The 22,732-nt window shown below is 33.5% G+C and carries 24 protein-coding genes; 12 read left to right on the forward strand and 12 right to left on the reverse strand.

The window, feature by feature from the left end:
* Positions 1 to 54: 54 nt before the first annotated feature.
* Positions 55 to 1,302: a M16 family metallopeptidase gene (locus ACTCAF_RS00250; RefSeq protein WP_463061290.1), complete on the forward strand. Its 1,248-nt coding sequence runs from the start codon at positions 55 to 57 to the stop codon at positions 1,300 to 1,302.
* A 47-nt stretch (positions 1,303 to 1,349) separates the two neighbouring features.
* On the opposite strand, the gene elbB is transcribed toward ACTCAF_RS00250, so the two are convergent.
* From elbB to ACTCAF_RS00290, 8 genes are all read right to left on the reverse strand, one after another.
* Entirely contained in the window at positions 1,350 to 2,015 is a 666-nt protein-coding gene (gene elbB / locus ACTCAF_RS00255; RefSeq protein ID WP_463061291.1) for an isoprenoid biosynthesis glyoxalase ElbB, read from the reverse strand.
* A gap of 95 nt (positions 2,016 to 2,110) precedes the next feature.
* Positions 2,111 to 4,396, reverse strand: coding sequence for an endonuclease MutS2 (locus ACTCAF_RS00260; protein ID WP_463061292.1), 2,286 nt, complete (start codon positions 4,394 to 4,396; stop codon positions 2,111 to 2,113).
* Positions 4,393 to 4,929 carry a CvpA family protein gene (locus tag ACTCAF_RS00265; RefSeq protein WP_463061293.1) on the reverse strand — a complete coding sequence of 179 codons (537 nt, stop codon included), beginning with the start codon at positions 4,927 to 4,929 and terminating at the stop codon, positions 4,393 to 4,395. Before ACTCAF_RS00265 ends, ACTCAF_RS00260 begins: the two co-directional genes overlap by 4 nt.
* On the reverse strand, positions 4,916 to 5,359 hold the full coding sequence (locus tag ACTCAF_RS00270) for a GatB/YqeY domain-containing protein (protein ID WP_463061294.1): 444 nt from the start codon (positions 5,357 to 5,359) through the stop codon (positions 4,916 to 4,918). Before ACTCAF_RS00270 ends, ACTCAF_RS00265 begins: the two co-directional genes overlap by 14 nt.
* On the reverse strand, positions 5,343 to 5,870 hold the full coding sequence (locus ACTCAF_RS00275; RefSeq protein WP_463061295.1) for a cob(I)yrinic acid a,c-diamide adenosyltransferase: 528 nt from the start codon (positions 5,868 to 5,870) through the stop codon (positions 5,343 to 5,345). The genes ACTCAF_RS00270 and ACTCAF_RS00275 overlap by 17 nt, the downstream gene beginning before the upstream one ends.
* A gap of 4 nt (positions 5,871 to 5,874) precedes the next feature.
* Positions 5,875 to 6,837 carry a 6-phosphofructokinase gene (gene pfkA / locus ACTCAF_RS00280; RefSeq protein WP_463061296.1) on the reverse strand — a complete coding sequence of 321 codons (963 nt, stop codon included), beginning with the start codon at positions 6,835 to 6,837 and terminating at the stop codon, positions 5,875 to 5,877.
* 36 nt (positions 6,838 to 6,873) lie between these two features.
* Positions 6,874 to 7,566 (reverse strand): 7-cyano-7-deazaguanine synthase QueC, encoded by a 693-nt coding sequence (gene queC / locus ACTCAF_RS00285; protein WP_463061297.1) that lies wholly within the window; start codon positions 7,564 to 7,566, stop codon positions 6,874 to 6,876.
* The gene (locus ACTCAF_RS00290) at positions 7,567 to 9,192 is read right to left on the reverse strand and encodes a bacteriohemerythrin (protein WP_463061298.1); all 1,626 of its coding nucleotides are present in this window, start codon (positions 9,190 to 9,192) and stop codon (positions 7,567 to 7,569) included. It lies immediately after the preceding gene.
* Between the two features lie 199 nt (positions 9,193 to 9,391).
* On the opposite strand from ACTCAF_RS00290, the gene ACTCAF_RS00295 reads away from it, so the two are divergent.
* The 6 genes from ACTCAF_RS00295 to ACTCAF_RS00320 all read left to right on the forward strand — a co-directional run bounded on the left by ACTCAF_RS00295 (position 9,392) and on the right by ACTCAF_RS00320 (position 15,714).
* Positions 9,392 to 10,219 (forward strand): DsbA family protein, encoded by an 828-nt coding sequence (locus ACTCAF_RS00295; protein ID WP_463061299.1) that lies wholly within the window; start codon positions 9,392 to 9,394, stop codon positions 10,217 to 10,219.
* 358 nt (positions 10,220 to 10,577) lie between these two features.
* Positions 10,578 to 10,784 (forward strand): type IV pilin protein, encoded by a 207-nt coding sequence (locus ACTCAF_RS00300; RefSeq protein ID WP_463061300.1) that lies wholly within the window; start codon positions 10,578 to 10,580, stop codon positions 10,782 to 10,784.
* 9 nt (positions 10,785 to 10,793) lie between these two features.
* On the forward strand, positions 10,794 to 11,138 hold the full coding sequence (locus ACTCAF_RS00305) for a hypothetical protein (protein ID WP_463061301.1): 345 nt from the start codon (positions 10,794 to 10,796) through the stop codon (positions 11,136 to 11,138).
* A 234-nt stretch (positions 11,139 to 11,372) separates the two neighbouring features.
* Complete coding sequence (locus ACTCAF_RS00310) at positions 11,373 to 12,347, forward strand: transposase (protein WP_463061302.1); 975 nt, start codon at positions 11,373 to 11,375, stop codon at positions 12,345 to 12,347.
* 138 nt (positions 12,348 to 12,485) lie between these two features.
* Positions 12,486 to 14,027: an ATP-binding protein gene (locus ACTCAF_RS00315; protein WP_463061303.1), complete on the forward strand. Its 1,542-nt coding sequence runs from the start codon at positions 12,486 to 12,488 to the stop codon at positions 14,025 to 14,027.
* Positions 14,028 to 14,172: 145 nt separating this feature from the next.
* Entirely contained in the window at positions 14,173 to 15,714 is a 1,542-nt protein-coding gene (locus ACTCAF_RS00320) for an ATP-binding protein (RefSeq protein ID WP_463061304.1), read from the forward strand.
* Positions 15,715 to 15,737: 23 nt separating this feature from the next.
* On the opposite strand, the gene ACTCAF_RS00325 is transcribed toward ACTCAF_RS00320, so the two are convergent.
* Genes ACTCAF_RS00325 through ACTCAF_RS00340 form a run of 4 tightly spaced genes read right to left on the reverse strand, consistent with a single transcriptional unit; the run spans position 15,738 to position 18,633 of the window.
* Entirely contained in the window at positions 15,738 to 16,070 is a 333-nt protein-coding gene (locus ACTCAF_RS00325) for a cupin domain-containing protein (protein WP_463061305.1), read from the reverse strand.
* Positions 16,071 to 16,083: 13 nt separating this feature from the next.
* Positions 16,084 to 16,980, reverse strand: coding sequence for an ABC transporter ATP-binding protein (locus ACTCAF_RS00330; RefSeq protein ID WP_463061306.1), 897 nt, complete (start codon positions 16,978 to 16,980; stop codon positions 16,084 to 16,086).
* Entirely contained in the window at positions 16,958 to 17,851 is an 894-nt protein-coding gene (locus ACTCAF_RS00335; protein ID WP_463061307.1) for a hypothetical protein, read from the reverse strand. Before ACTCAF_RS00335 ends, ACTCAF_RS00330 begins: the two co-directional genes overlap by 23 nt.
* Positions 17,848 to 18,633, reverse strand: a complete 786-nt coding sequence (locus tag ACTCAF_RS00340) for an ABC transporter permease (protein WP_463061308.1) — start codon at positions 18,631 to 18,633, stop codon at positions 17,848 to 17,850. The genes ACTCAF_RS00335 and ACTCAF_RS00340 overlap by 4 nt, the downstream gene beginning before the upstream one ends.
* A 202-nt stretch (positions 18,634 to 18,835) precedes the next feature.
* Between ACTCAF_RS00340 and ACTCAF_RS00345 the strand changes: the two genes are divergently transcribed.
* From ACTCAF_RS00345 to ACTCAF_RS00365, 5 genes are all read left to right on the forward strand, one after another.
* Positions 18,836 to 19,855: an aspartate-semialdehyde dehydrogenase gene (locus ACTCAF_RS00345; protein WP_463061309.1), complete on the forward strand. Its 1,020-nt coding sequence runs from the start codon at positions 18,836 to 18,838 to the stop codon at positions 19,853 to 19,855.
* Positions 19,856 to 19,993: 138 nt separating this feature from the next.
* Positions 19,994 to 20,959, forward strand: a complete 966-nt coding sequence (gene rfaD / locus ACTCAF_RS00350; protein WP_463061310.1) for an ADP-glyceromanno-heptose 6-epimerase — start codon at positions 19,994 to 19,996, stop codon at positions 20,957 to 20,959.
* Positions 20,960 to 20,966: 7 nt separating this feature from the next.
* On the forward strand, positions 20,967 to 21,806 hold the full coding sequence (gene speB, locus ACTCAF_RS00355; protein ID WP_463061311.1) for an agmatinase: 840 nt from the start codon (positions 20,967 to 20,969) through the stop codon (positions 21,804 to 21,806).
* 58 nt (positions 21,807 to 21,864) lie between these two features.
* Entirely contained in the window at positions 21,865 to 22,140 is a 276-nt protein-coding gene (locus ACTCAF_RS00360) for an HU family DNA-binding protein (protein ID WP_463061312.1), read from the forward strand.
* A gap of 35 nt (positions 22,141 to 22,175) precedes the next feature.
* Positions 22,176 to 22,727, forward strand: a complete 552-nt coding sequence (locus ACTCAF_RS00365) for a helix-turn-helix domain-containing protein (RefSeq protein WP_463061313.1) — start codon at positions 22,176 to 22,178, stop codon at positions 22,725 to 22,727.
* Positions 22,728 to 22,732 lie beyond the last annotated feature (5 nt).

Genomic DNA, 22,732 nt, shown 5'->3' on the forward strand with positions numbered 1-22,732 from the left:
GTGGTAAAAAAGTTTTTGCTTGTATTGCTGCTAATAACAATAATGGAGGTCAGTTTGCTTGCACAGGTTAAAGAGACAAAACTTCCTAATGGGATTGATTTCGTATATAAAAATATCCCTGGAGTTAAAGTAACTTCTGTCCAAGTATGGATGAAAACCGGCTCTGTAAATGAAGATTCCAAAATAAATGGGATTTCACACTTTTTGGAGCATCTTGTATTTAAAGGTACAAGCAAATTCAAACCTGATGAAATAGACAGCATTGTTGAAGCAAATGGCGGCCAGATGAACGCTGCAACAAGCAAAGACTACACATTTTATTATATCACTATCCCCACTTATAACAGTAAGGTTGCATTTGAAGTCCTCAGTGAAATGGTCTTCAATGCAACCTTTATTGAAGAAGAGATAGATAAGGAAAGACCCGTTGTAATCCAGGAAATAAAAAGGAAATATGATAATCCCACATACGATATGTGGAAATATGTTTCTGATACCCTATATAAAGATTTGCCATATTCTATGGAAATCATTGGCACAGAAGATAACATCAAAAACTTTACCCGCAAACAGATAGTGGATTATTATAACAAGTATTATCATCCGCAAAATATGACACTCGTTGTTGTCGGTGATATATCTTATGATGAGGCAAAAAAGTTTGCAGAAACGTATTTTAACAAAACAAAAAGTGTTTCTGCCGGCAAAGCCTATTCTACCGATACACAAATAAAGCTGTCTGACGACCAATTCAAAATTTTCAAGAAAAAGCTTTCACAAACGTATGCTGCGATTGTATATCCATCTTTCAGCATCCTTGATAAAAGAAACTCCTCTCTTGACGTATTGACTGAAATTTTGAGCAGCGGAGAAAATTCAATACTAACTTCAATTCTAAAAAACAGGCTAAATCTTGTAACATCGATATATGCCGGCTCTATGGGGCAAAAATATGTGGGCAGCTTTGTAATATATTTTACTTCTGAGGACAAAGACTTTAAAAAAGTTATAGCCGAAACGGATAAAATAATTTCCGATATTCTTGAAGGAAAAATTGATGAAGATATGATAACAAGGGCAAAAAACAGGCTTAAAAGTCAGGTTATTTTCCAGAGGGAAAAAACATCTTCAGAGGCAAACGACATTGGATACTCTTTTACTCTCGGCATAAGGGACTACTACTTTAAGTACACTGAAATGATTGATAAGGTTACAAAAGAGGATATTGTTAGTGTGGCAAAAGATATATTTAACAATCACAGATTAATCGTTGCAACATCGAAATCAGACTTATCACTTTAATATAAAATACCTCCTTTAGTTAGGCGGGAGACTTTCTCCCGCATTTTTTACAACAACTTAAACAACTCGTCGATTGTTTTTTCAATACCTGCAGCCACTTCAGATATACGTTGCCCGAGCATATACGCCGGCGTGGTCACTATCTTATTTTCTTTATCAACAACGGCCTCTTTCACTGGGCAGGAAACATGATTTGCACCAAGAGAGTTAATAGCACCTGCCACCCCTTCATCTGTACCTATTGTAAGAGAAGTTTTTATATTTGTGCCTTCAAGAGCTTTCGCAACAAGGACAGGGGCAATACAGATTGCAACAAGCGGCTTTTTCGCCTTGATTACATCCTTGACCAATCTTTTTACATCTTCATTGATCTGGCAATTAGCACCATCAACTGCAAATGTAGTTAAATTTTTTGCAGCACCAAAACCACCCGGAAAAACCAGAGCGTCAATATCATTAACAGAAACATCTTTAATATCCTTAATATTGCCTCTTGCAATCCTCGCAGATTCTACAAGAACATTTCTCCTTTCACCTTCGCTTACTTCCCCTTTAAGATGGTTGATTACATGCATCTGTTCAATGTTAGGGGCCATCATAACGACTTCTGCACCCTTTTTATCGAGGTACAATAATGTCAATACCGCTTCGTGAATCTCACTTCCATCAAATACACCACACCCGCTTAAAACCACTCCAATCTTTTTACCCATCTAACACCTCCTAAAAAGTTGTTTTAAAAAAGCAGTATACTTTAATTTTATAATGAAAAAGGATAAATTCAATAAAAAATATCAATTATTCTTAATCACAATTCTACAATGGTTATTGCTTGCCCACCCTCATTGTTTTCAGCAATACGGTAAGACTTTATTATCCGATTTGTTCTCAAATACTCATGAATCCCTTTCCTTAATGCTCCTGACCCTCTGCCATGGACAATATAAAGATAAGATAAATTTCCTATAAGTGCCCGGTCTATAGCCTTTTCAATTTCATCTACAGCTTCCTCAACGGTTTTACCGATAACAATTAATTCAGTCTTTGCAGCTGATTTTATCTCTTTTTTTACCCGTACACTTTTTTCTTTATCGTCATTTATCTTTTTTCCTATAAGCTCATTTCTCTTCAGATTGACTTTTATCCCTTCAAGGTCAACCAAAACATTATCTTTTTTAATTTCAATGAGTTTTGCAATCTTATTGTATTTTTCAAGAAAAATACAATCCCCTTCCTTCAGCTCATCTTTTAATGCCTTTTTATCCTTAATAGATTCAAGTCTCTTTTTTACGTGTGCAATATTATCGTCAACGTATTTTTTTTCAGATTCTGCTACCTTTGCGTTTTCAGCCATATTTTTGGCCTTGTTGAGCAGGAGATAAGTTTCTTCAAGGAGTTTCATTTCTTTAAGTTCAAGTTTCCTGTTAAGCTCAGTTTCTCTCTCTTCAATTTCCCTTTCTTTTTCCAGCACATTTTTTTGAATTTCGGAAAGTTTAAGTTTTTCTCTTTCAATTTCAGCCTTCATAAGGTTTAACTCTTCGAATACCCTTTCTTTTTCACTGATTTTCATCTGAAGAAACTCACTTGCAAAATTAATTGCCCTCTCATCAAAATTAAGCTTTTTTGCAATCACTATCGGGCTTGATTTCCCCACCACACCTTTAAGAAGCTTATATGATGATTCAAATGTGGAATAGTTAAAATCCACTGAATAAACCTCACAATCATTTCTCATAAGCCCATATGTCTTTATATCAGAAAAATGCGTAGTAACAATGACTTTGGATTTTTTCTCCCGCAACCTTTCCAATACTCCAAGGGCAAGCGCAGCGCCTTCTGAAGGCTCCGTGCCTGTGCCTATTTCATCAAGCAAGACAAGAGAATTGCTGTCAGCAATTTCTATAATATTTTTAATGTTTAAAATATGCGATGAAAATGTACTCAAACTCATTATTAAAGATTGATTGTCACCTATATCTGCAAGCACATTATTGAAATTAACAAACTTCGCATGTCCTCCAAAAAGGGGAAGCCCGCATTTGGCAATTATAGTGTTTAGACCTGCTGTTTTCAAAGCAGCAGTTTTCCCACCGGTATTTGGACCGGTAATTATTATCAGATTTGACCCTTTTTTCATTTCAAATGAAATAGGCACTGCCTCATCGTTTTTAGCAAACAAAATTAATGGGTGATAAATATCTTCAAATATCATTTCATCTGAAATTTCCGGAAGACAGTATTTATATTTTGAGTATATTTCAGCCGTATTGAACAAAAAAGCCAGTTTACTGAAATGCTTTGATGATTCTACTATTTCAAATATATGAGACCTTATTTTATCCAGAATATCTTTCAAAATTTTCTTTACTTCCAACTCTTCCTTTCCCGTCATATCCTGATATAAGTTATTCAAATCTATAAGAGTATTAGGCTCAACATAAAGGGTTTGTCCGCTACCTGATGATGTATGAACAATTCCATCAATATATTGTTTAAAATTTGTCTTACATAAAAGCACATACCTGTTGTTGTACTCTTTTATAACCTTTTCCTGGATAAATTTGTCAGAGTCACTTCTGTACAAAATTTTATTTATTGAGTTGGTTAAATTTTTTCTCAATGTTCTAAGTTCATGCCTGATTTCAGCAAGTGTCATACTTGCGTTATCTTTAACCTTTGCGTCATCAGTAATTCTTTCGGAAATATAAGATGTAAGCTCTGAAAATGAGTAAATATTTGACGTTATACTTTTAATATTTTCAATATTCTCAAACTCAAGGACTTCTTTTTTGAAATTATTGAGAGCTATATGAAAATTTTTGAAAATAATGAAATCCTCTGGAGTAAAAATTCCGTGGGGATCTTTTATTCTGTGGAAAAGTTCTTCATATTCGCTGTCTTCAGGCAGCTTCAAATCACTTTTCTCAGACAGAATAAAAAATACTTCTTTAAAAGACTGTTGTGACTGTAAAATTTCATCTTCACAAAAAAAAGGCTTTAATTTTTTAAGATAAGCAAGGCCAAATTTGGACGAAAACCCATCTTCAAGGTAATTTTTGAAGGAGTCAAATTCAAGTGATTCAGAAAAAATCATTTTACAAAATTATCAAGCAAGCTCTTTTGTTTAAATGGATTATTCCTTTTATCTTTTGGTATCTTGTTTAAAATATCAAAAATGTATGGTGTAAATTTAATCAAAGTGCCTGACACATATCCTTTTTCAAGATTTTTTGCAAAGTTTGAGTTTCTCGGTGTAAATGAAATTAACAAAGATAAAAGCAAACTAAGTATAACTGCGGATTTTAAAGCGCCAAATACCGCTCCAAAAGTTTTATCAGCCCAGCCAAGTTTGATGGTTTTGAAAAATTTGGCCAACAACTTCCCAATAATTAAAATAACTATATAAATTAATAAAAAAGCAATTACAAAACCAATTGCACCTGAAAGTTTGACATTAACACCCATATTTTCAAAAAATTTTCCAATAGGTGTATATATCTGAAATGACACCACATAACCTAAAATAAGCCCCAAAATTCCAAAAACTTCATTAATAAGCCCTTTGATAAGCCCTTTTACCGCAAAAATACCAATTATAATTAATAATATAATATCAGTTATTTCCACTTAACATCTCCTTTACAAGTTGATTTACCAGCTTCCCTTCTGCTCTCCCTTTTACTTTTTCCATCACGGCTTTCATCACAATACCAAAATTTTTATTATCAGATTCAGCTAAAACCTGATTTATGATAGCTCTAATCTCATCTTCACCAAGTTGCTCAGGCAGATACTTTTCCAGCACTTTTGCTTCCATAAGTTCTTTTTCCGCCAATTCATCCCTTCCGGCATTTTTATACTGCTCCGCAGCCTCTTTCCTCTTTTTTATGGCAGTCTGTACTACCTTTATAACTTCTTCCTCTTCAAGTTTACCCATTTTCTGAATTTCCGCATTTTTTATTTCAGCCCTCAACATTCTTATAGTGTTAAGAGCAATACTGTCTTTATTCTTCATTGCTATTTTCATATCTTCGGTAATTTTAGTCACTAAATCCACGACACACCCCATTTTCTTTTTTTCCTATTACCCTTGCCATCATAAAAAACACATCCGACAATCTGTTTATAAATCTTAAAATATTTTTGTCAACATCTTCCAGTTTGGCAAACTCCACCGCCCTTCTTTCAAGTCTTCTGCATATTACTCTGCAAATATCGCACTTGGCAGCACATTTTGACTCGGAAGGGATTATAAATCCGCTAAGCTTGCCATATTCTGATTCAAGTTTATTAAGCAAATTATCCAAAAAATCAACATCGTCTTTAGTTAGAAGAAATTTTTCTTTATCTTTTGTTGAAGCAAAGTAAGAATTTAGCCTGTATAACTTTTTTTGAATGGTAATGAGCTCTTCATTAAAATAACTGCAGTTTACTCTCAAATCTCCAATAAAACTCATAAGCTCATCACAAGTCCCGTAGACCTCCACCCTCAAGTCCGATTTTGAGATTCTCTCACCGGTAAATAGAGATGTTTTCCCTTCATCCCCTTTTCTTGTAGATATACTCATCTACTCACCTGCTCAAGACTTCGGCAATTTCTAAAAGTTTTTTATCTATCAATTTTTTGTTTCCCAACACTTCGTCAAATGGTACAGCTTCTATTCTGGTTTTCTGCAGCCCCATCATTACTCCGGATTTTCCTTCCATAAGTGCTTCTACTGCTGCCGTACCAAGTCTTGTAGCTAAAATTCTGTCAAAAACTGTTGGACTTCCACCCCTTTGAATATGACCAAGCACAGTTATCCTTGTATCAAAACCTCCAATCATACCAAACACTTTTCCAAAATCATATGCAGACCCTACCCCTTCTGCCACAACAATTACGCTTCTTGTTTTACCTTCTTCATATCTCTTCTTTATTTTCTTTATTATCCCTTCAATGTCATAAGCTACCTCAGGAATCATTACGGCTTCAGCACCACCTGCAATAGCAGACATAAGAGCAAGGTATCCGCAATTTCTTCCCATAACCTCAATTAAAAATGTTCTGTCATGGGAGCTTGCGGTATCGTTTATTGTATCTATGCATTTTAAAATCGTATTAAGTGCCGTATCTACACCAATTGCCATATCGGTGCCGTAAATATCATTGTCAATAGAACCGGGAAGACCCACCACATTGATTTTAAAATCATCATATAGTTTTTTTGCACCTGTAAGCGAACCATCCCCGCCTATTACAATAAGGCCATCAATTTTATTTTCTTTCAATACATTGACAGCCATCTGCTGCCCTTCAACTGTTTTAAATGTCTCACTTCTTGCACTTCTCAAAATTGTACCGCCACGCTGGATAATATTCGCAACACTTTTGCTGTCCATCTTAATTAATTTATTTTCAATAAGCCCCTTATAACCCTGCTCTATTCCATAAACCTCAAGGTTTAGACTTAATGCTGTCCTCACAACGCTCCTTATGGCGGCATTCATACCAGGACAATCCCCTCCGCTTGTAAGAAGTGCAATTCTTTTCATACACACCCCCGTCATATTTAAGTTTAAGTTATTTAATCAGATTATATCATAAAAATCAGGGTATTGCCTGTATAAAATAGGGTCTTTAATATTTGCTTCCTTAAAGCCTCTCAGCCTTAAAAAACAACTATCGCAATTACCACAGGCCAAATCTTCACTTTTGTAGCATGACCATGTAAGATTAAGTGGCGCATTTAGTTTTATGCCAAGCTGTACAATCTCTTTTTTTCTCATTTCAATGAGAGGTGTGACAATTTCTATGTTATTTTGAGGATTTATCCCCACTTTTAAAAGATTGTTAAATGCCTCATAGAAAACTTTTCTGCAATCTGGATACCCGGAACTGTCTTCCTCTACTGCACCAATAAAAATTTTTTCCGCTTTTATAACTTCAGCCCAGGAAGTAGCAATGGAAAGTATATTTGCATTGCGAAATGGGACATAAGTCTTGGGAATGCCGACTCTGTCAAAAGCGCCATCTTCCACGTCAATATTTTTATCGGTAAGGGCGGAGCCACCTATCTGTTTTAAGTAAGATATATCAACCACAAGCCTTTTTTCCCCGCCATAAAAGTCCGCAATATCATTAAATGCCTTTAACTCCCTTTTCTCAGTAAGTTGCCCATAATTAACATGTAAAAAACACGGCTCAAAGCCAAAATCTTTAGCAACGGCAGCAGTGACACAACTGTCAAGACCACCGCTAACCAATACTATTGCTTTTTTCATTTACTTCACTTTTCCTTTTAAAAATTTGCTATATTTCTTATCTTCAACTTTAATGTGATTTAATAACCAGCTTTTTAAAAACTCAAGAAGGTTAAATCCAATAGAAACTTTTCCGCTTTTCAAATCATTCAAAAACTTTCCTACCTGGGCTTTCAAAGCTTCATGTATTTTTTTATGCTCAGAATATTCAGGGTAATTAAATTTTTGAAATGCATTTTCTTCATTGTCAAAGTGATATACTGTATATTCTACAAGTTCATTTAAAATACTTTCAACTTCATTTTGAGCCCTGTTTTCTCTAACGGCAGAATAAATCCTGTTTACAAGCTCAGCGAGCTTTTTATGTTGATTGTCAAATTCACTTATACCTGTTTCAAAACTGCTGTCCCATTCTATAAAATTTTTCATATTGCCTAAATTTATCCCCTGCATAAGCTCATTCAAATTGACTGCTATCTTAAAAAGGTTATCCCCTGCCATGGAGTTATCGGCGGCAAGTGATTTGATTTCCTCAATGGAAGATGCCACATCATTCATACTTGCAGCGATATCTGAAATAGCAATATTCTCTTCTTCTACTGCAGCTGTAATATTCCTCAGCGCTTCATTAATCTGGCTAAATTTCTCATTAACAATATTAACAGAATCTTCGGTCATATTCGAATACTCTATCCCCTTTTCAACCTCTTTTATTTCATCTTTTACAGTATTTACAATCAGTTTTACTTCTTCATTAAGATTTCTTATCACATCTTCAATTAGTTTTGTAGAATCAGTAGTCTTATTTGCCAGCTTCCTTACCTCATCGGCCACCACAGCAAACCCGCGTCCTGCTTCCCCAGCCCTTGCTGCCTCAATTGCCGCATTAAGCGCAAGCAAATTAGTCTGATCAGCAATATCATTAATAGTTGTGATTACTCCACCTATTTCCTTGGACAAAGATTCAAATTTTTTAACTGTACTTGATACTGCCTCAGAGGATTCATTTATTTTAAGCATTTGTCTTTTGTTTTCTCTGATACGTTCAACAGTCTTTAATAACTCATTTTGACATTCTTCAGACAAAGAAAAGGTATTATTTGTATTTTCAAGAATATTTACACTTGTAGCTGAAAGCTCTTCGGCTGCAGAAGATACACTCTGTGTTTTGTCATTTATCATCATCACGCTGTTATTTATATTCTCACTTATTTCTATCAAATCGTTGGCAGCGCCTTTTAGCGAAACAGTGGAATCGAGAAAGCCCCTTAAAATACCTGCAAATTTATCTACAAACGAATACGCCTGCCTTGATAAATCACCCAACTCATCGTTAGAAATACTGTCTGACTTTTTTATTGCAAAATTACTATTATAAAGATCTTTGCAAATGGCACTTATTGTATTGATATTTTTAAAAAGGTATTTAATGAAAAGGAAAATAATTACAAAATTTATCAATGTACCAATGACCATTACCGCTATAATAAGGTAGAAATATGTATTAACTACTTCGGCAATATGGTCATAATTAGTCAAATTCCCAATTTTATACAGACAATATAAACCAAAAAGTCCTATAATCCCACCGATTGAACCAATAAAAAGAAATGAAACAAAAAGCTTTGTTTTTACCCCAAACTTCATAACTGCCTCCTTTTTAACTTCCAATTTATAAAGCTTATTCATAAAATCTTCAACTAAAATTTAAAACAACTTAAAATATCTGAAAATATTCTAATCTCATTATATATGAATAAATTATTTAACTTTTCTTTAAACTTTTTCTTGCAAAAACAATCTATATAAAATATCTTTCGCTAAAATATTTTTGGAGGGCAAATTTATGAAAAAAACTCTACTTGCGGTTTTAAGCGTAATATTACTTGTGTCAAATATTTTTGCTGCCCCGGTTGAAGATAACCTAAAGTCAGCGCTTATCGATAATTTTAAGAAAAGAGGCCTTAATGAAATTGAGCTAAAAATTACTTCTCTTAAGGCAATCGATGATTTGAAGGGGTTTTATTTTTTTAAGGTAGATATTTTTGACAGGGCAAGAAACAGATCTGCAAAACAGTATATAATTTCCGATGGAAAGTACATTTTACCTGATATTATCAACATAAAAGAAGGCAGCAGTATAATAAAAGATTATGCTTTTGAATACGATATTGAGCAGCTTGATTTATCAAAACTCACCTTTGTTAAAGGAAACAAAAACTCAAATAATATTATTATAGATGCCAGCGATTTCCAATGTCCATTCTGCAGAAAGGCACACACTTACTTGGAAGAAAAATTGAAAAATGTTAAAGACTACGCATTTTATATGCTCCACGTACCACTTTCAATACATGACAAGGCTGTGCTCTATGCAAAAATATTCGAAGCCGGCTTAAAGTTAAACAAAAATTTTGCCGATGAACTTTACTCTGGCAAATACGACAATATGCAGACTGAAGAAATCATAGCAAAATTTGCGGAAATGTCTGGAAACCCGGATAAATTCAAAAAGTTAGTTGACGATAAATTTATTGAAGATAAAATAAAAAGCGAAGAAGCATACGCCCAGTCACTTGGCATTCAATCCACACCTGTCCTGTTTTTTAACGGAAGAAAAGTTGAGGGCTACAATACTCAGTTAATTGACAAAGGTCTTAACCTCTTTAAATAAATTTCAGGCGGCCTAAAACAGGGCCGCTTTTTTTTATTTTTAATCACCTCAAAAATATATGTCTTCAAATCAAAATAAACTTCGGTTTTTTATTTATTGCCTGCCATTATTGTTTTGCAGTTACCGCCGAACATTCTACCATTTTTGTCAAATATTACAATTTTGTAAAATATTTATTAGTAATTTCAGACTCAAAGTATAAAAACATCATCCTACCAGTCAGCTTAAGGTGCATAATATTTATATTATATCAATATGTTATTTTCTATTAATTTTTTTTCAATTTCTGTTGCAAACCACAAATCTATGGCATATAATTTTCTATAAACTAAACAACAAAAAACCGTAGGAGGTAAATATGAAGAAAACTAAAAAAGGTTTTACATTGATCGAGCTGCTCGTCGTAGTAGCTATTATCGGTATCTTAGCAGCTATTGCTATACCACAGTTTGCGAAGTATAGGACTAAGGCTTATGATAGTGCTGCCCAAAGTGATTTACGAAATGTAAGAGGTGACTTAGAAGCCTATTACGCCGACAATCAACAATACCCATCAGGACTTTAGGAGGCAAATATGAAAAAAATTACATTAATTGTGTTAATTTTTGCACTTCCAATTATAGGATTTTCAGCTGATACATGGTACGGCGACGATAACTCAACAAAAAATTTTAGCTCTACCCCTGTAATTGATTTTAAACCTTCTAAAGGCGTTCAAATAGGTTATGAAAATTTGAACTCTCAGCAAGGATTTAGCTTAGGGGCTCAGCATAAAGCTGGTGAATATATATATGGAACATCTAGCGATACAACTAATGTTTATATTAATGACGCTGATAAAACAAAAGGCACTGTTAATAGCACCATCAATATACCAGACAACGAATCATCTTTTAGTGGTAATTGGTCAGCCAATTAATACTTTTAAGTTTAAGGTAAAGGTATCCCTGGAATCGTAGGGATACCTTAAAATATTAGCGATAGGGGAAAGGACAGGCATTTATTTATTGACATTTTTATCTGATTACCTCACTCTCTGACCCCCTTCAAGAAATAAAAGGACAGGCATTTATTTAGGGCATTTATTTATTGGGCATTTATTTATTGACTTTTTTGCCCGAATTTGCTACTTTTTATCTATCAGGAGGTAGCCATGACAAAGCCAAGAAGCAGCTTTGTTTCCCTTGAAGATACAAGCTGGTATCATTGTGTATCAAGATGTGTCCGTAGAGCGTTTCTGTGTGGTGTTGATTCTGCTACCGGTAAAGACTTTGACCATCGCCGCCAGTGGATTGTGGATAGAATGAAGCAACTTACGGAAATTTATTCTATTCATATCGCAGGTTATGCTATCATGAGTAATCATTATCATATAGTTTTGAAAATCGATCAGAATTCTGTCAATGAATTGTCGGATGAAGAAGTTTTATTAAGATGGAAAAAACTTTATCAAATACCCTACTATGCTAATGAATATCTAAAAAATAAAAGTAAGTTACCTTCTTATGACAGAGAACTTGCAGAAAACTATATTAACAAAATAAGAGAAAGGTTATATAACATTTCCTGGTTTATGAAATCCTTAAACGAATACATTTCCCGCAGTGCCAATAAAGAAGATGGCACAAGAGGTCACTTTTGGGAAAGCAGATTTAAATGTCAGGCCTTGCTTGATGAAAAAGCAATATTGTCTGCTCTTGCCTATGTTGATTTAAATCCTATTCGTGCAGGAATCTCAGATTTACCCGAATCATCAGATTTCACTTCCATAAAAGAACGTATAGAATGTGAAAAAGAATCAAAAGTTCCTGATAAATTAATGAAATTTGATACAGAAGAAAAAGAAAAAAACGCTATTCCTTTTGGATTTAAAGAATATTTAGAACTTGTTGATTGGCTTGGCAGAATCATTAGAGAAGATAAAAAAGGTAGCATAGACAAAAGTAAACCTAAAATCTTAGAAAGGCTTGGTATATCTGTCGACGGATTTGCCGAATATTCAGATAAGCTGCTGAAAGAATTTGGAAATGCTGTTGGGTCTCCGGAACTTATTCTTAATATTTGTACTTCGAGAAATCTTAAAGGTATTAAGGGAATTAAAGCAGCTAAAAAATTATTTGCGGCATAATACTTAATTGGATTTAAAGAATAAAAGGAAGTCAAAAAAAACATAAATTTTTTCTCCATTTATTTAACTCCCTCAATCCCTGCATACCTCAAAATAAAATCTGTTGACAACAATTACTCAAGCCAATATTATTTTAATATGAAAAAGTTACCTATTGGGATACAGACATTTTCTGAGATAATAAAAGAAAATTATGTTTATGTAGATAAGACTGAAATTGCATATAATCTTATTAATGAATTTAAATATGTCTTCTTATCCCGCCCCAGAAGATTTGGTAAATCTCTGTTTCTTGATACCTTAAAGGAACTATTTAAAGGCAATAAAGAGCTTTTTAAAGGGCTTTACATTTATGATAAATGGAATTGGGAAGAGAAATATCCAGTTATCAAAATAAGCTGGGACGGTAAGAATAGAACCATAAATGACCTGGAGCAAAAATTAAAAGAGATTTTGAAGGATAATCAGGAAAGGTTACAAGTTAAATGTGAAGATGAACTGGATTTGATAATCTGCTTTGAAAGACTTATTAAAGAAGCTTATAAAAAATACAATCAAAAAGTAGTAATCTTAGTAGATGAATATGACAAGCCTATCCTTGATGTTATTGAAGATTTAGAGCAAGCTAAGCTACACAGAGAATTTATCAAAGGTTTATACTCTGTAATCAAAGGCAGTGATGCTTATATAAGGTTTACTTTTTTAACAGGAGTTAGCAAATTTTCTAAGGCCTCAATATTCAGCGGTCTTAATATGCTGACAGACATATCTTTAAATGAGAGATACGGGAATATCTGCGGCTATACTCAAGAAGATTTGGAGACAGTATTTGCTGATTATCTAAAAAATGCAGATATGGAAAAAATCAAAGAATGGTATAACGGCTATAATTTTTTAAAAGATAATGTTTACAATCCTTTTGATATATTACAATTTATTGCAAATGGTTTTAAATTTAAAAATTACTGGTTTTCAACAGGCACACCTACATTCTTGATTAAACTTATCGAAAAAAATAAATATTTTCTGCCAAAGTTGTCTGATTTGATAGTAGATGAAAAGTTGGTTGATAGCTTTGATATAGAAAATATCGACATAGAAGTGATTTTGTATCAGTCAGGATATCTGACGATTAGTGAAGTAAGAGAAACTCCATTTGAAACCATAGAGTATAAACTGTCAATCCCAAACAAGGAAGTTAAAATATCTTTAAATGATTTTATCATAAAATATTTATTGAATACATCTGACTCAAACAGAGAAAAGTCTTCCCTTTATTTATCCCTTTTGAACGCAAATCTAAAAGAGTTTGAAGATACATTAAAATCAATATTTTCATCAATCCCTTACAATAATTACAGCAACAATTTCATTCAAAATTATGAAGGTTTTTATGCAAGTGTTGTTTATATTTATTTGCAGTCATTGGGACTTCAGATAATAGGTGAAGATGTAACTAATAAAGGCAGAATAGATTTGACCGTTTTTATAGGGGATAAGATTTATATAATTGAGTTTAAGGTGGATGCCAATAAAGGTGAAGCCTTGAATCAGATTAAAGAGAAAAACTACTCACAAAAATATTTAAATAAATCTTTAGAAATTTACCTTGTAGGTATTGAATTTGATTCAAAAGATAAGAATATAGTTAATTTTGAATACGAGAAACTGAAATCGTGACCCGAAAATCGTGAATTAAAAAAGGATAAAAAAGGACAAGGATAAAAAAGGACAGACAATTTTTATTATTTAGACACCCTGCTTATGAATCTCTACTTTCACTTTTTCACTTGCATTCATTTAATTTCAAATTTAAAATAAATTTATGAAAAAACTACCTATCGGTCTTCAAACTTTTAGTGAAATCATTACTGAAAATTACTATTATGTGGACAAAACTGAATTTGCATTCAAACTTTTAAGTAAAGGGAAGTATTATTTTCTGTCCCGCCCAAGAAGGTTCGGTAAGTCACTTTTTATTGATACTTTAAATGAAATCTTTAATGGCAACAAAAAACTTTTCAAAGGCCTTTATGTTTACGATAAATACGATTTTAAGTCCCACCCCGTTATCAGAATATCTTTTGGAAGTGGAGATTACTCAGAATCCAAAGAGCAGATTTTTAGCGAAATTGAAAGGATACTTAAAAGAAATATAAAAAGGTTAGACTTAAATTGCGGTAACCCAGGTGACTACAAAAGTTGCTTTGAAGAATTAATCTTAAAAGCCTATGAAAAATATGGCGAAAAGGTAGTAATTTTAATAGATGAATATGACAAGCCTATTCTTGATAATATTACAAGCATTGATAAGGCAAAGATTGCAAGAGATATATTAAAAAATTTTTATTCAGTGATAAAAGACAACGATAGATATATAAGACTTGTTTTTATTACGGGGGTAACTAAATTTTCCAAACTAACCCTTTTTAGTGGGCTTAACAATCTTGAAGATATCACATTAAACAAAGAATTTGCAGAAATCTGCGGTTATGCTCATGACGATCTTTTGACGGTTTTTGCCGACCGTGTAAAGGATGTAAACCTCGAAATGGTAAAAATGTGGTATAACGGCTACAATTATTTTGGCAAACCTCTTTACAACCCTTTTGACATACTACTATTTTTTTCTGCCGGATGTGAATTTCGTAACTATTGGTGGCAAACGGGTAACCCTTCTTTTCTGATAGAGATATTGAAAAAACAAAATCATTACATCCCTGAGCTTGAGCATGCTGAAATTACAGAAGAAGGGCTTAATGCTTTTGATGTGGACTACATAGACTTGAGAGCTCTTTTGTGGCAAACAGGATATTTGACATTTGATAAAAAAATTATGGACAATCTCGGTGGGTATACCTATAAGTTAAAGGTTCCAAATACCGAAATACGTATTTCACTGAATCAACTTTTTACAGACTACCTTACAAATCAAAGGGAATATAAGGCTAAATACAGGCTTAATATGTTTGACTGCCTGAACAAGGCTGATATTGATGGTTTTGTTGATATATTTAAGGCAATATTTGCCACTATTCCATATGCTAATTATGCAAACAACATCATTTCAAAATATGAAGGATATTACAGCAGTGTGATATTCGTATATCTTACTGCATTAGGCTATGACGTTATACCTGAGGATATAACAAATAAAGGCAGAATAGATTTAACTTTAAAGGCCGACGATAAGATATTGATAATAGAATTTAAAGTGGACTCTAAAGAGGAACCTATAAATCAAATAAAACATCGAAAATATTATGAAAAGTATCTGAATGACAAAAAATCTATATATCTGCTGGGGATAAATTTTGACAGCCATAAGCGAAATATTGAAAATTACAAATGGGAAAAGTTTTGTTAGCTATTTTCTTCAAAAAAATCTATTCAGATATACTCTTCTCTCATAGGAGAAAAGATTTCAATTATTTTGGAATCCTCGATAACTTCCAAAGAATGCTCCACATCAGATGGGATTGTCCAGGCATCTCCTGGCTCAACATTGTAAGTTTCGCCGCCAATATTAAGCACTGCTTTGCCGTATATCATATATCCTGTTTGTTCATAAATATGACTGTGGGGTGGGACTTTTGAGCCTTTATCGAGAAAGATTTCAATAGAAAGTGTTTTTTCTGCAAAAGTAAGTGTTTTTCTTTTTACCCCTGGAAGCATCTGTACAAATTCACCACTACCTGATTTGATAAATACTCTTCTTTTCATAAAGCCTCCCAAACTATTTTTTGCCCGCTATCTCCACAAAAATATCTTCCAAATCCTTTTTTACAGGCTCGATATCGACTATTTCAATTTTAGTCTCTTTAATTTTTTCCAAAAGTTCTATTAGCTGCTCTTTTTTACAGTAAGATTTAAAAAGGTCATTTGATATCTTTTCAAAATTTACACCTTGGAGATCAAGAGCACTTTTTGTAATAATATTAAATCCTGAAGTTGTGCTGTATTTTATCTCCTCCCTTGATAAATCAGCTACCACCCTCCCCTTATTCACTATCAAAACTCGACTGCAAATATCTTCTATATCAGGGATAATATGAGAGCTGAAAAAGATTGTGGCACCATTTTCATTTAACTCCTTAAGTTTTTTCTTGAATAAAACTCTTCCCATTGGGTCGAGCCCGCTCATCGGCTCATCCAGAATAAGGATTTCGGGGTTGTGAATAATAGCAGAAGCAAATCCTATTCTTTGAATCATACCTTTACTGTAATTTCTTATAGGCCTTTTTGCAGCCTCTTTTAAATCAAATTCCTCCAAAAGCTCCCATGCCTTTTTTATTGCAAAGTTTTTATCCATACCAAAAACTGATGCTGTAAACATCAAAAGTGAATAACCCGTCAAAGTATCATAATACTGTGGATTTTCAGGCATAAAGCCGATTTTTATTCTTGCCTGAGGCATTCTTGAGTCCACATCATCAATCTCCACATTGCCACTGTCAGGTCTTATTAAATCCATTATTGTTTTAATTGTGGTGCTTTTCCCTGCCCCATTTGGACCTAAAAACCCGAGAATTTCCCCTTTCTCAACACTAAAATTTATCCCGTCAAGGGCTTTGACAAATTTGCCTTTTGTCTTAAATGTCTTATGTAAATTATTTATTTTCAGCATTTCCATCTTTCTTTACCTCTTTTTCTTCCGTTAATTTACTTGTAGTCCTTACTTTTGCATCTTTGTCAAGGTAAAACTTACCTCCATATGGGTCATCCGGGATATTATCAATAAAACCACTTTTAACCAAATCGTTAATATCTTCAGGCAGTTTGCCATATTTACCTTTATAAGCTTCAATAGCCTTTTCTATTTCATTGATTGCTTCCAGTGATTTAAGCCTTTTTTCATACACTTTTTTGATATTTTCTTTTCGGGTCATCTTTATCATTGCTTTCAAGTGTGCTATACCAAGCTCAGTTTGCCCGCCTTCATAAAAATATCTCGCTGCAAGATTGGTAAAAAGTGGCGAGCCTGAAAGCTCAGAAGCTTTTTGATAGTATTTAGCCGCTCTATTATAATCTTTCAAAAAATAAGCATAATTAAATCCAAGAAAATAAGGAATTTTAAAATCCCAGGTACGATATTTAAATACATATTCCAGTAATGAATTAACTTCTTTTACACGGCCGATATCCCATGTAAAAGCTCCCTGAGCAAAATAATAGGCATCTTCGTTATACGGGTTAAGTAAAATAGAGGTCTCAAGCGTCCTGTACAGGTTATAATATTCTACTTCCTTGAATCTTCTTTTGCTAATTTTGTCTATATTACCCCCGTAGTAAATTATTGATTTGAATGAAAGATAAGACCCCACAAACCATCTAAACTCTCCAAGAGCTGATTTATACAATTTCCCCTGAGGTGTATATCCCAACTTTTCAAAAAGCGGCCTCTGCATCATATCATTCTTAAAATGCGGATAAAATAAAGCTAAAATTAGCGCAAATAACACCAATAAAAATGTTATTTTTAAACTGTATCTATCTTTAATCACTTTAAATCCCGCCTGTTAAATATCAATACTGCAAACGTCATAACAATACTTAAATAAAAAACAAAATAGATAATCGAAAACATCACGGATTTTATATTCATATTAATGGAATAAGCTGCATATGAAGTCATATCAAAAGCAGAAAGATTTGGCAGAATATAATAAAATATGCTTACTACCCACTTTAAAAAGGCTGATGAATTTTCACTTTCTTTCAAAACATATTCATAGATACCTTGAATTGAATTTCCTGCCAAAAATATTGCAATCGTAGAAAATACGGGGGTAAAGAAAGAAGTCGAAAAAGAAGCAAATAAAAATCCAAAGCCCAGCACAATACAGTATTTTAAAAGAGAAAAAAAGTAAGCAAGAGCTATGTTGCTCCACAAAATAGGTAGCTCCGATTTATAAAAACCGGCAGAAATTTTTATGGCAATAAGCCCCAATATAAGATTAATAACGGTAATGAAAAATAACACAGAAACAAAACCTATATACCTTCCAATAAAATAATTTATTCTTGTTACAGGAAAACTTAACGTCGTAAATGTGTATTTTCTTTCAATATCCCTCCAGATAGTATATATGCTTCCAAATAAAGACAATATTAGCAGTATGAAAGAATTAAGAGATATCGACATGGTAATTGAAATTTCCTGCAATTGGCGCATAGAAAAATAGCTAAAAAAAGGGATAGCGGCATATACAAAAACAAAAGACAAAATCATCAAAAATATCCTATCCCTAAAAACATTTTTTATGGTAAAAGCTACAAATTTCATCCTACTACCTCACAATAAATTCATAGAATAAATTAATATTATATTTGAGATTTTGCAATAACTTCTTAAAAAACAAAAGCAAGCACCCGTTTAACTTTAAATAAAATAATTTTATTTCATTTATCGGTGAAAAATGTTGACTTTTGGATATAATAGTAATAACAGTTCAAATTTATAAAAACCTATACTCGTGAGGTGAAATATGGGAGAATTTGTTAAAAAAAGTGCTTATAATGTTGCGATAGCAGGTGCAACTGGAGCGGTTGGAGATACTTTCCTTCAAATCCTTGAAGAAAGAAATTTTCCGATAAAAAATCTCAGGCTCCTTGCTTCAAAGAGGTCTGCCGGAAAAACGTTAAAATTTAAAGGGAAAGAATATATTGTAGAAGAATTGACCCATGATTCTTTTAAAGATATAGATATAGCGCTTTTCTCTGCGGGTGGCTCAAGAAGCCTTGAATTTGCTCCTTCTGCTGCAAAAGCAGGAGCCCTTGTAATCGACAATAGCTCAGCATTCAGGATGGACAAAGATGTGCCGTTGGTTGTACCTGAAGTAAATCCTCAGGATGCATTCAAACATAACGGAATTATTGCAAATCCAAACTGTACCACAATTATAATGGTTGTAGCCCTAAAACCACTGCATGATTATTCTAAAATAAAAAGAGTAGTAGTATCATCATACCAATCAGCCTCTGGAGCTGGTGCAAAGGCAATGGAAGAGCTTATGCAACAGACAAGGGACTGGGCAGCAGGAAAAGAGCTTAAAGTAGAAAATTTTGCACATCAATTGCTTTTCAACGTTATTCCTCATATAGATAAATTTACTGAAAATGGCTACACAAAAGAAGAGATGAAGATGTTTAACGAAACAAGAAAGATTATGGGGGACAATAACATTAAAGTAAGTGCCACCTGTGTAAGAGTGCCTGTTTTGTCTGCGCATTCTGAGGCAGTAACTGTGGAAACTGAAAAAGAGATTACTGTTGAAAAAGCAAAAGAGCTTTTCAAAAATGCAAAAGGCTTACAAGTAATAGATAATCCGAACAACAATGAGTATCCTATGCCCCTTTTCGTAGCAGGAAAGGATGACTGTTATGTTGGAAGAATCAGAAAAGATATTTCCACTGAAAACAGCCTGACTTTCTGGGTGGTGGGTGATCAGCTTAGAAAAGGTGCAGCCCTTAACGCAATTCAGATAGCTGAGCTTTTTATAAAATAGTTTAAGCACCCGAAAGGGTGCTTTTCTTATCTTAGCTAATTGGTTTAATTTCTTGCAAGTGCAGTGTGCAACAAAATACTTGATTTTAAACTCTTAAAAGTTTATTGCTTCTTTATACTATAAATATAGGAGTATGTTATGATTGTAGTCACTGGTGCAGCAGGGTTTATCGGCAGTTACCTTGTCAGTTATCTTAACAAACTTGGTGAAGACAGAATTCTTCTAATAGATAAACTTGGCACTAAGGAAAAATGGAAAAATCTGCTCGGCAAAAAATTTATCGACTTTATCGACAGGGATTATTTTATTGGAAATATAGAAAATTTTAAAAATATTAAATTTATTTTTCATATAGGCGCTTGTGCTGACACAACTGAACTTAATCTTGACTATTTGATGAAGATAAATTTCGAATACAGCAAAAAGCTTTTTAAATTTGCTGAAGAGCAAAAAATACCTTTTATTTATGCAAGCAGCGCAGCCACTTATGGTGCAGGTGAATACGGATATTGTGATGATGTATCTTTTATTGAAAAACTTCGCCCGTTAAACCCTTATGGTTTTTCAAAGCAAATTTTTGATGAGTGGGTGTTGAGACAAACCGACAAACCACCATTCTGGGCAGGTTTTAAATTTTTTAATGTATTTGGCCCAAACGAATATCACAAAGGTCGAATGGCAAGTGTGATTTTTCATGCTTTCAACCAGCTAAAAGAAACAAAAAAGATAAGACTTTTTAAATCCCACAGGGAAGGATATTCACACGGAGAGCAAAAAAGGGATTTTGTCTATGTCCATGATGTGTGTAAAGTATTGAGCTTTTTCTATGAAAAGCAACCAAAGTCGGACATCTACAATCTCGGAACAGGAAAGGCAAGGACGTTTAATGACCTGGCAAATAATGTTATTAAATACAGCAAAATTGATGGCCAGATAGAATATTTTGACATGCCTGAAGATTTGAGAGGGAGATATCAGTACTTTACAGAGGCAGATATGTCCAAACTTCAGAGCATAGGATATGACAAAGATTTCCTGAGCCTTGAAGAAGCTATCAAAGATTATGTTACAAACTATTTAACGCAAGATTATAAAATATTTTGAGGTTAATATGGCAATATCAAACTGTTTTATCGGATGCAATAAAGAATTTAAAAATGCAAATATTGCTGTATTGGGATTGCCTTTTGATGGCACCTGCAGCTATAGACCTGGTTCAAGATTTGCTCCAAATGCAATAAGGGAAGCATCTTACGGGCTTGAGACCTATTCCCCGGTTTTTGACATGGATATTGACGAAGATTTGTATATCTGTGATATAGGAGATGTTGAAGTCCCCTTTGGCGACACAAAAAAGGCTCTTGATATAATGTATAACAAGGCAAAATCACTTTTGCCCAAAAAGATTTTTAGTATTGGCGGTGAGCACCTCGTAACTCTGCCTGTTTTTCAGGCAGTCCATGAAAAATATCCGGATATTTTTTTAATACATTTTGATGCCCATGCAGATTTAAGGGATGACTATCTTGGCGACAAGCTTTCTCATGCAACTGTAATAAGAAGAGTTTCTGAAATCATCAGACTTGATAAAATATTTCAATACGGGATAAGAAGCGGCACCAAAGAAGAATACAATTTGATAAAATCTAACAATACATTAAACAGACCTTTGAGTGAAATTAAAAAAATAATTGGCAACAACCCGGTATACCTGACAATTGACCTGGATGTGCTTGACCCTTCTATTTTTCCTGGCACAGGAACCCCAGAACCTGGCGGTTTTGCATACATGCAACTCATCGATTTTATAAAGGAACTTGGCAATATGAATATTGTAGGCTGCGATGTGGTAGAATTATCACCACATTACGATACATCAGGTGTATCAACTATTGTAGCTGCAAAAGTCATCAGAGAACTTTTTTTTGTAATTTCCCAAAAAAGTATTTGAAATGTCTTTAAACATAGGCTATACATTGAAAGCAGTGATTTTAAATCAGGAGGTATAAATGAACAAAAAAGAATTGATTGAAAAGGTAGCAGAAAAAGCTGGTAATGTAAAAAAATCTGAAATCGAAAGAGTATTGAAAGCTTTCGAAGAGTCAGTAGTTGAAGCTCTTAAAGGGGGAGACAAGGTTACTTTGGTTGGCTTTGGAACTTTCTCTGTTTCTGAAAGAAAAGCAAGAAAAGGTAGAAATCCTCAAACTGGTGAACCAATTGATATACCAGCAAAAAAATCACCAAAATTCCTACCTGGAAAACTTTTTAAAGACTCTTTAAATTAATAAAATGAGCCCTCAAAGGGCTCTTTTTTTTGAAAATGATTCAAAAAAACTTCCATATAAAACTAAAAGCACTTAGAAAGTCTCAGGGTGTAAGTCTTTTACAGCTTGCAAATGCAATTGGAAAAACAAAAAGCTATATCTCTATGATTGAAAACAACAAAGCAGTGCCATCCATTTCTACCTTAAAAGAGATTGCTTCTTTCTTCGGACTTACACTGGCAGAGTTTTTTGAGGATGATGACAGCAAATTACATATAAACAAGGAAACATTTAATATCAAAGACGATGCCCGTTTAATTTATTCCAAAAAAGATGAGTACAATCTTTATCTTTTGATAGACAACCCAAAATTAAAAATGAAAACTTATCTTGTGGAATTGATGCCATACGGTGGATACGAACAGGAGTTAAAACACGAAGGTGAGGAGCAGGGTTATATTCTGGAAGGGGAAGTAGAGCTATGTCTTGACGGAACAACTCATAGACTAAAAAAAGATGAATATTTTTACTTTGACTCATCCAAAAGGCACATAATAAAAAATCTCAGTGCCCAGATATCAAAAATTTATTGGGTTTATCTCCCTTAAAAATT

Source organism: Deferrivibrio sp. (assembly GCF_055117995.1).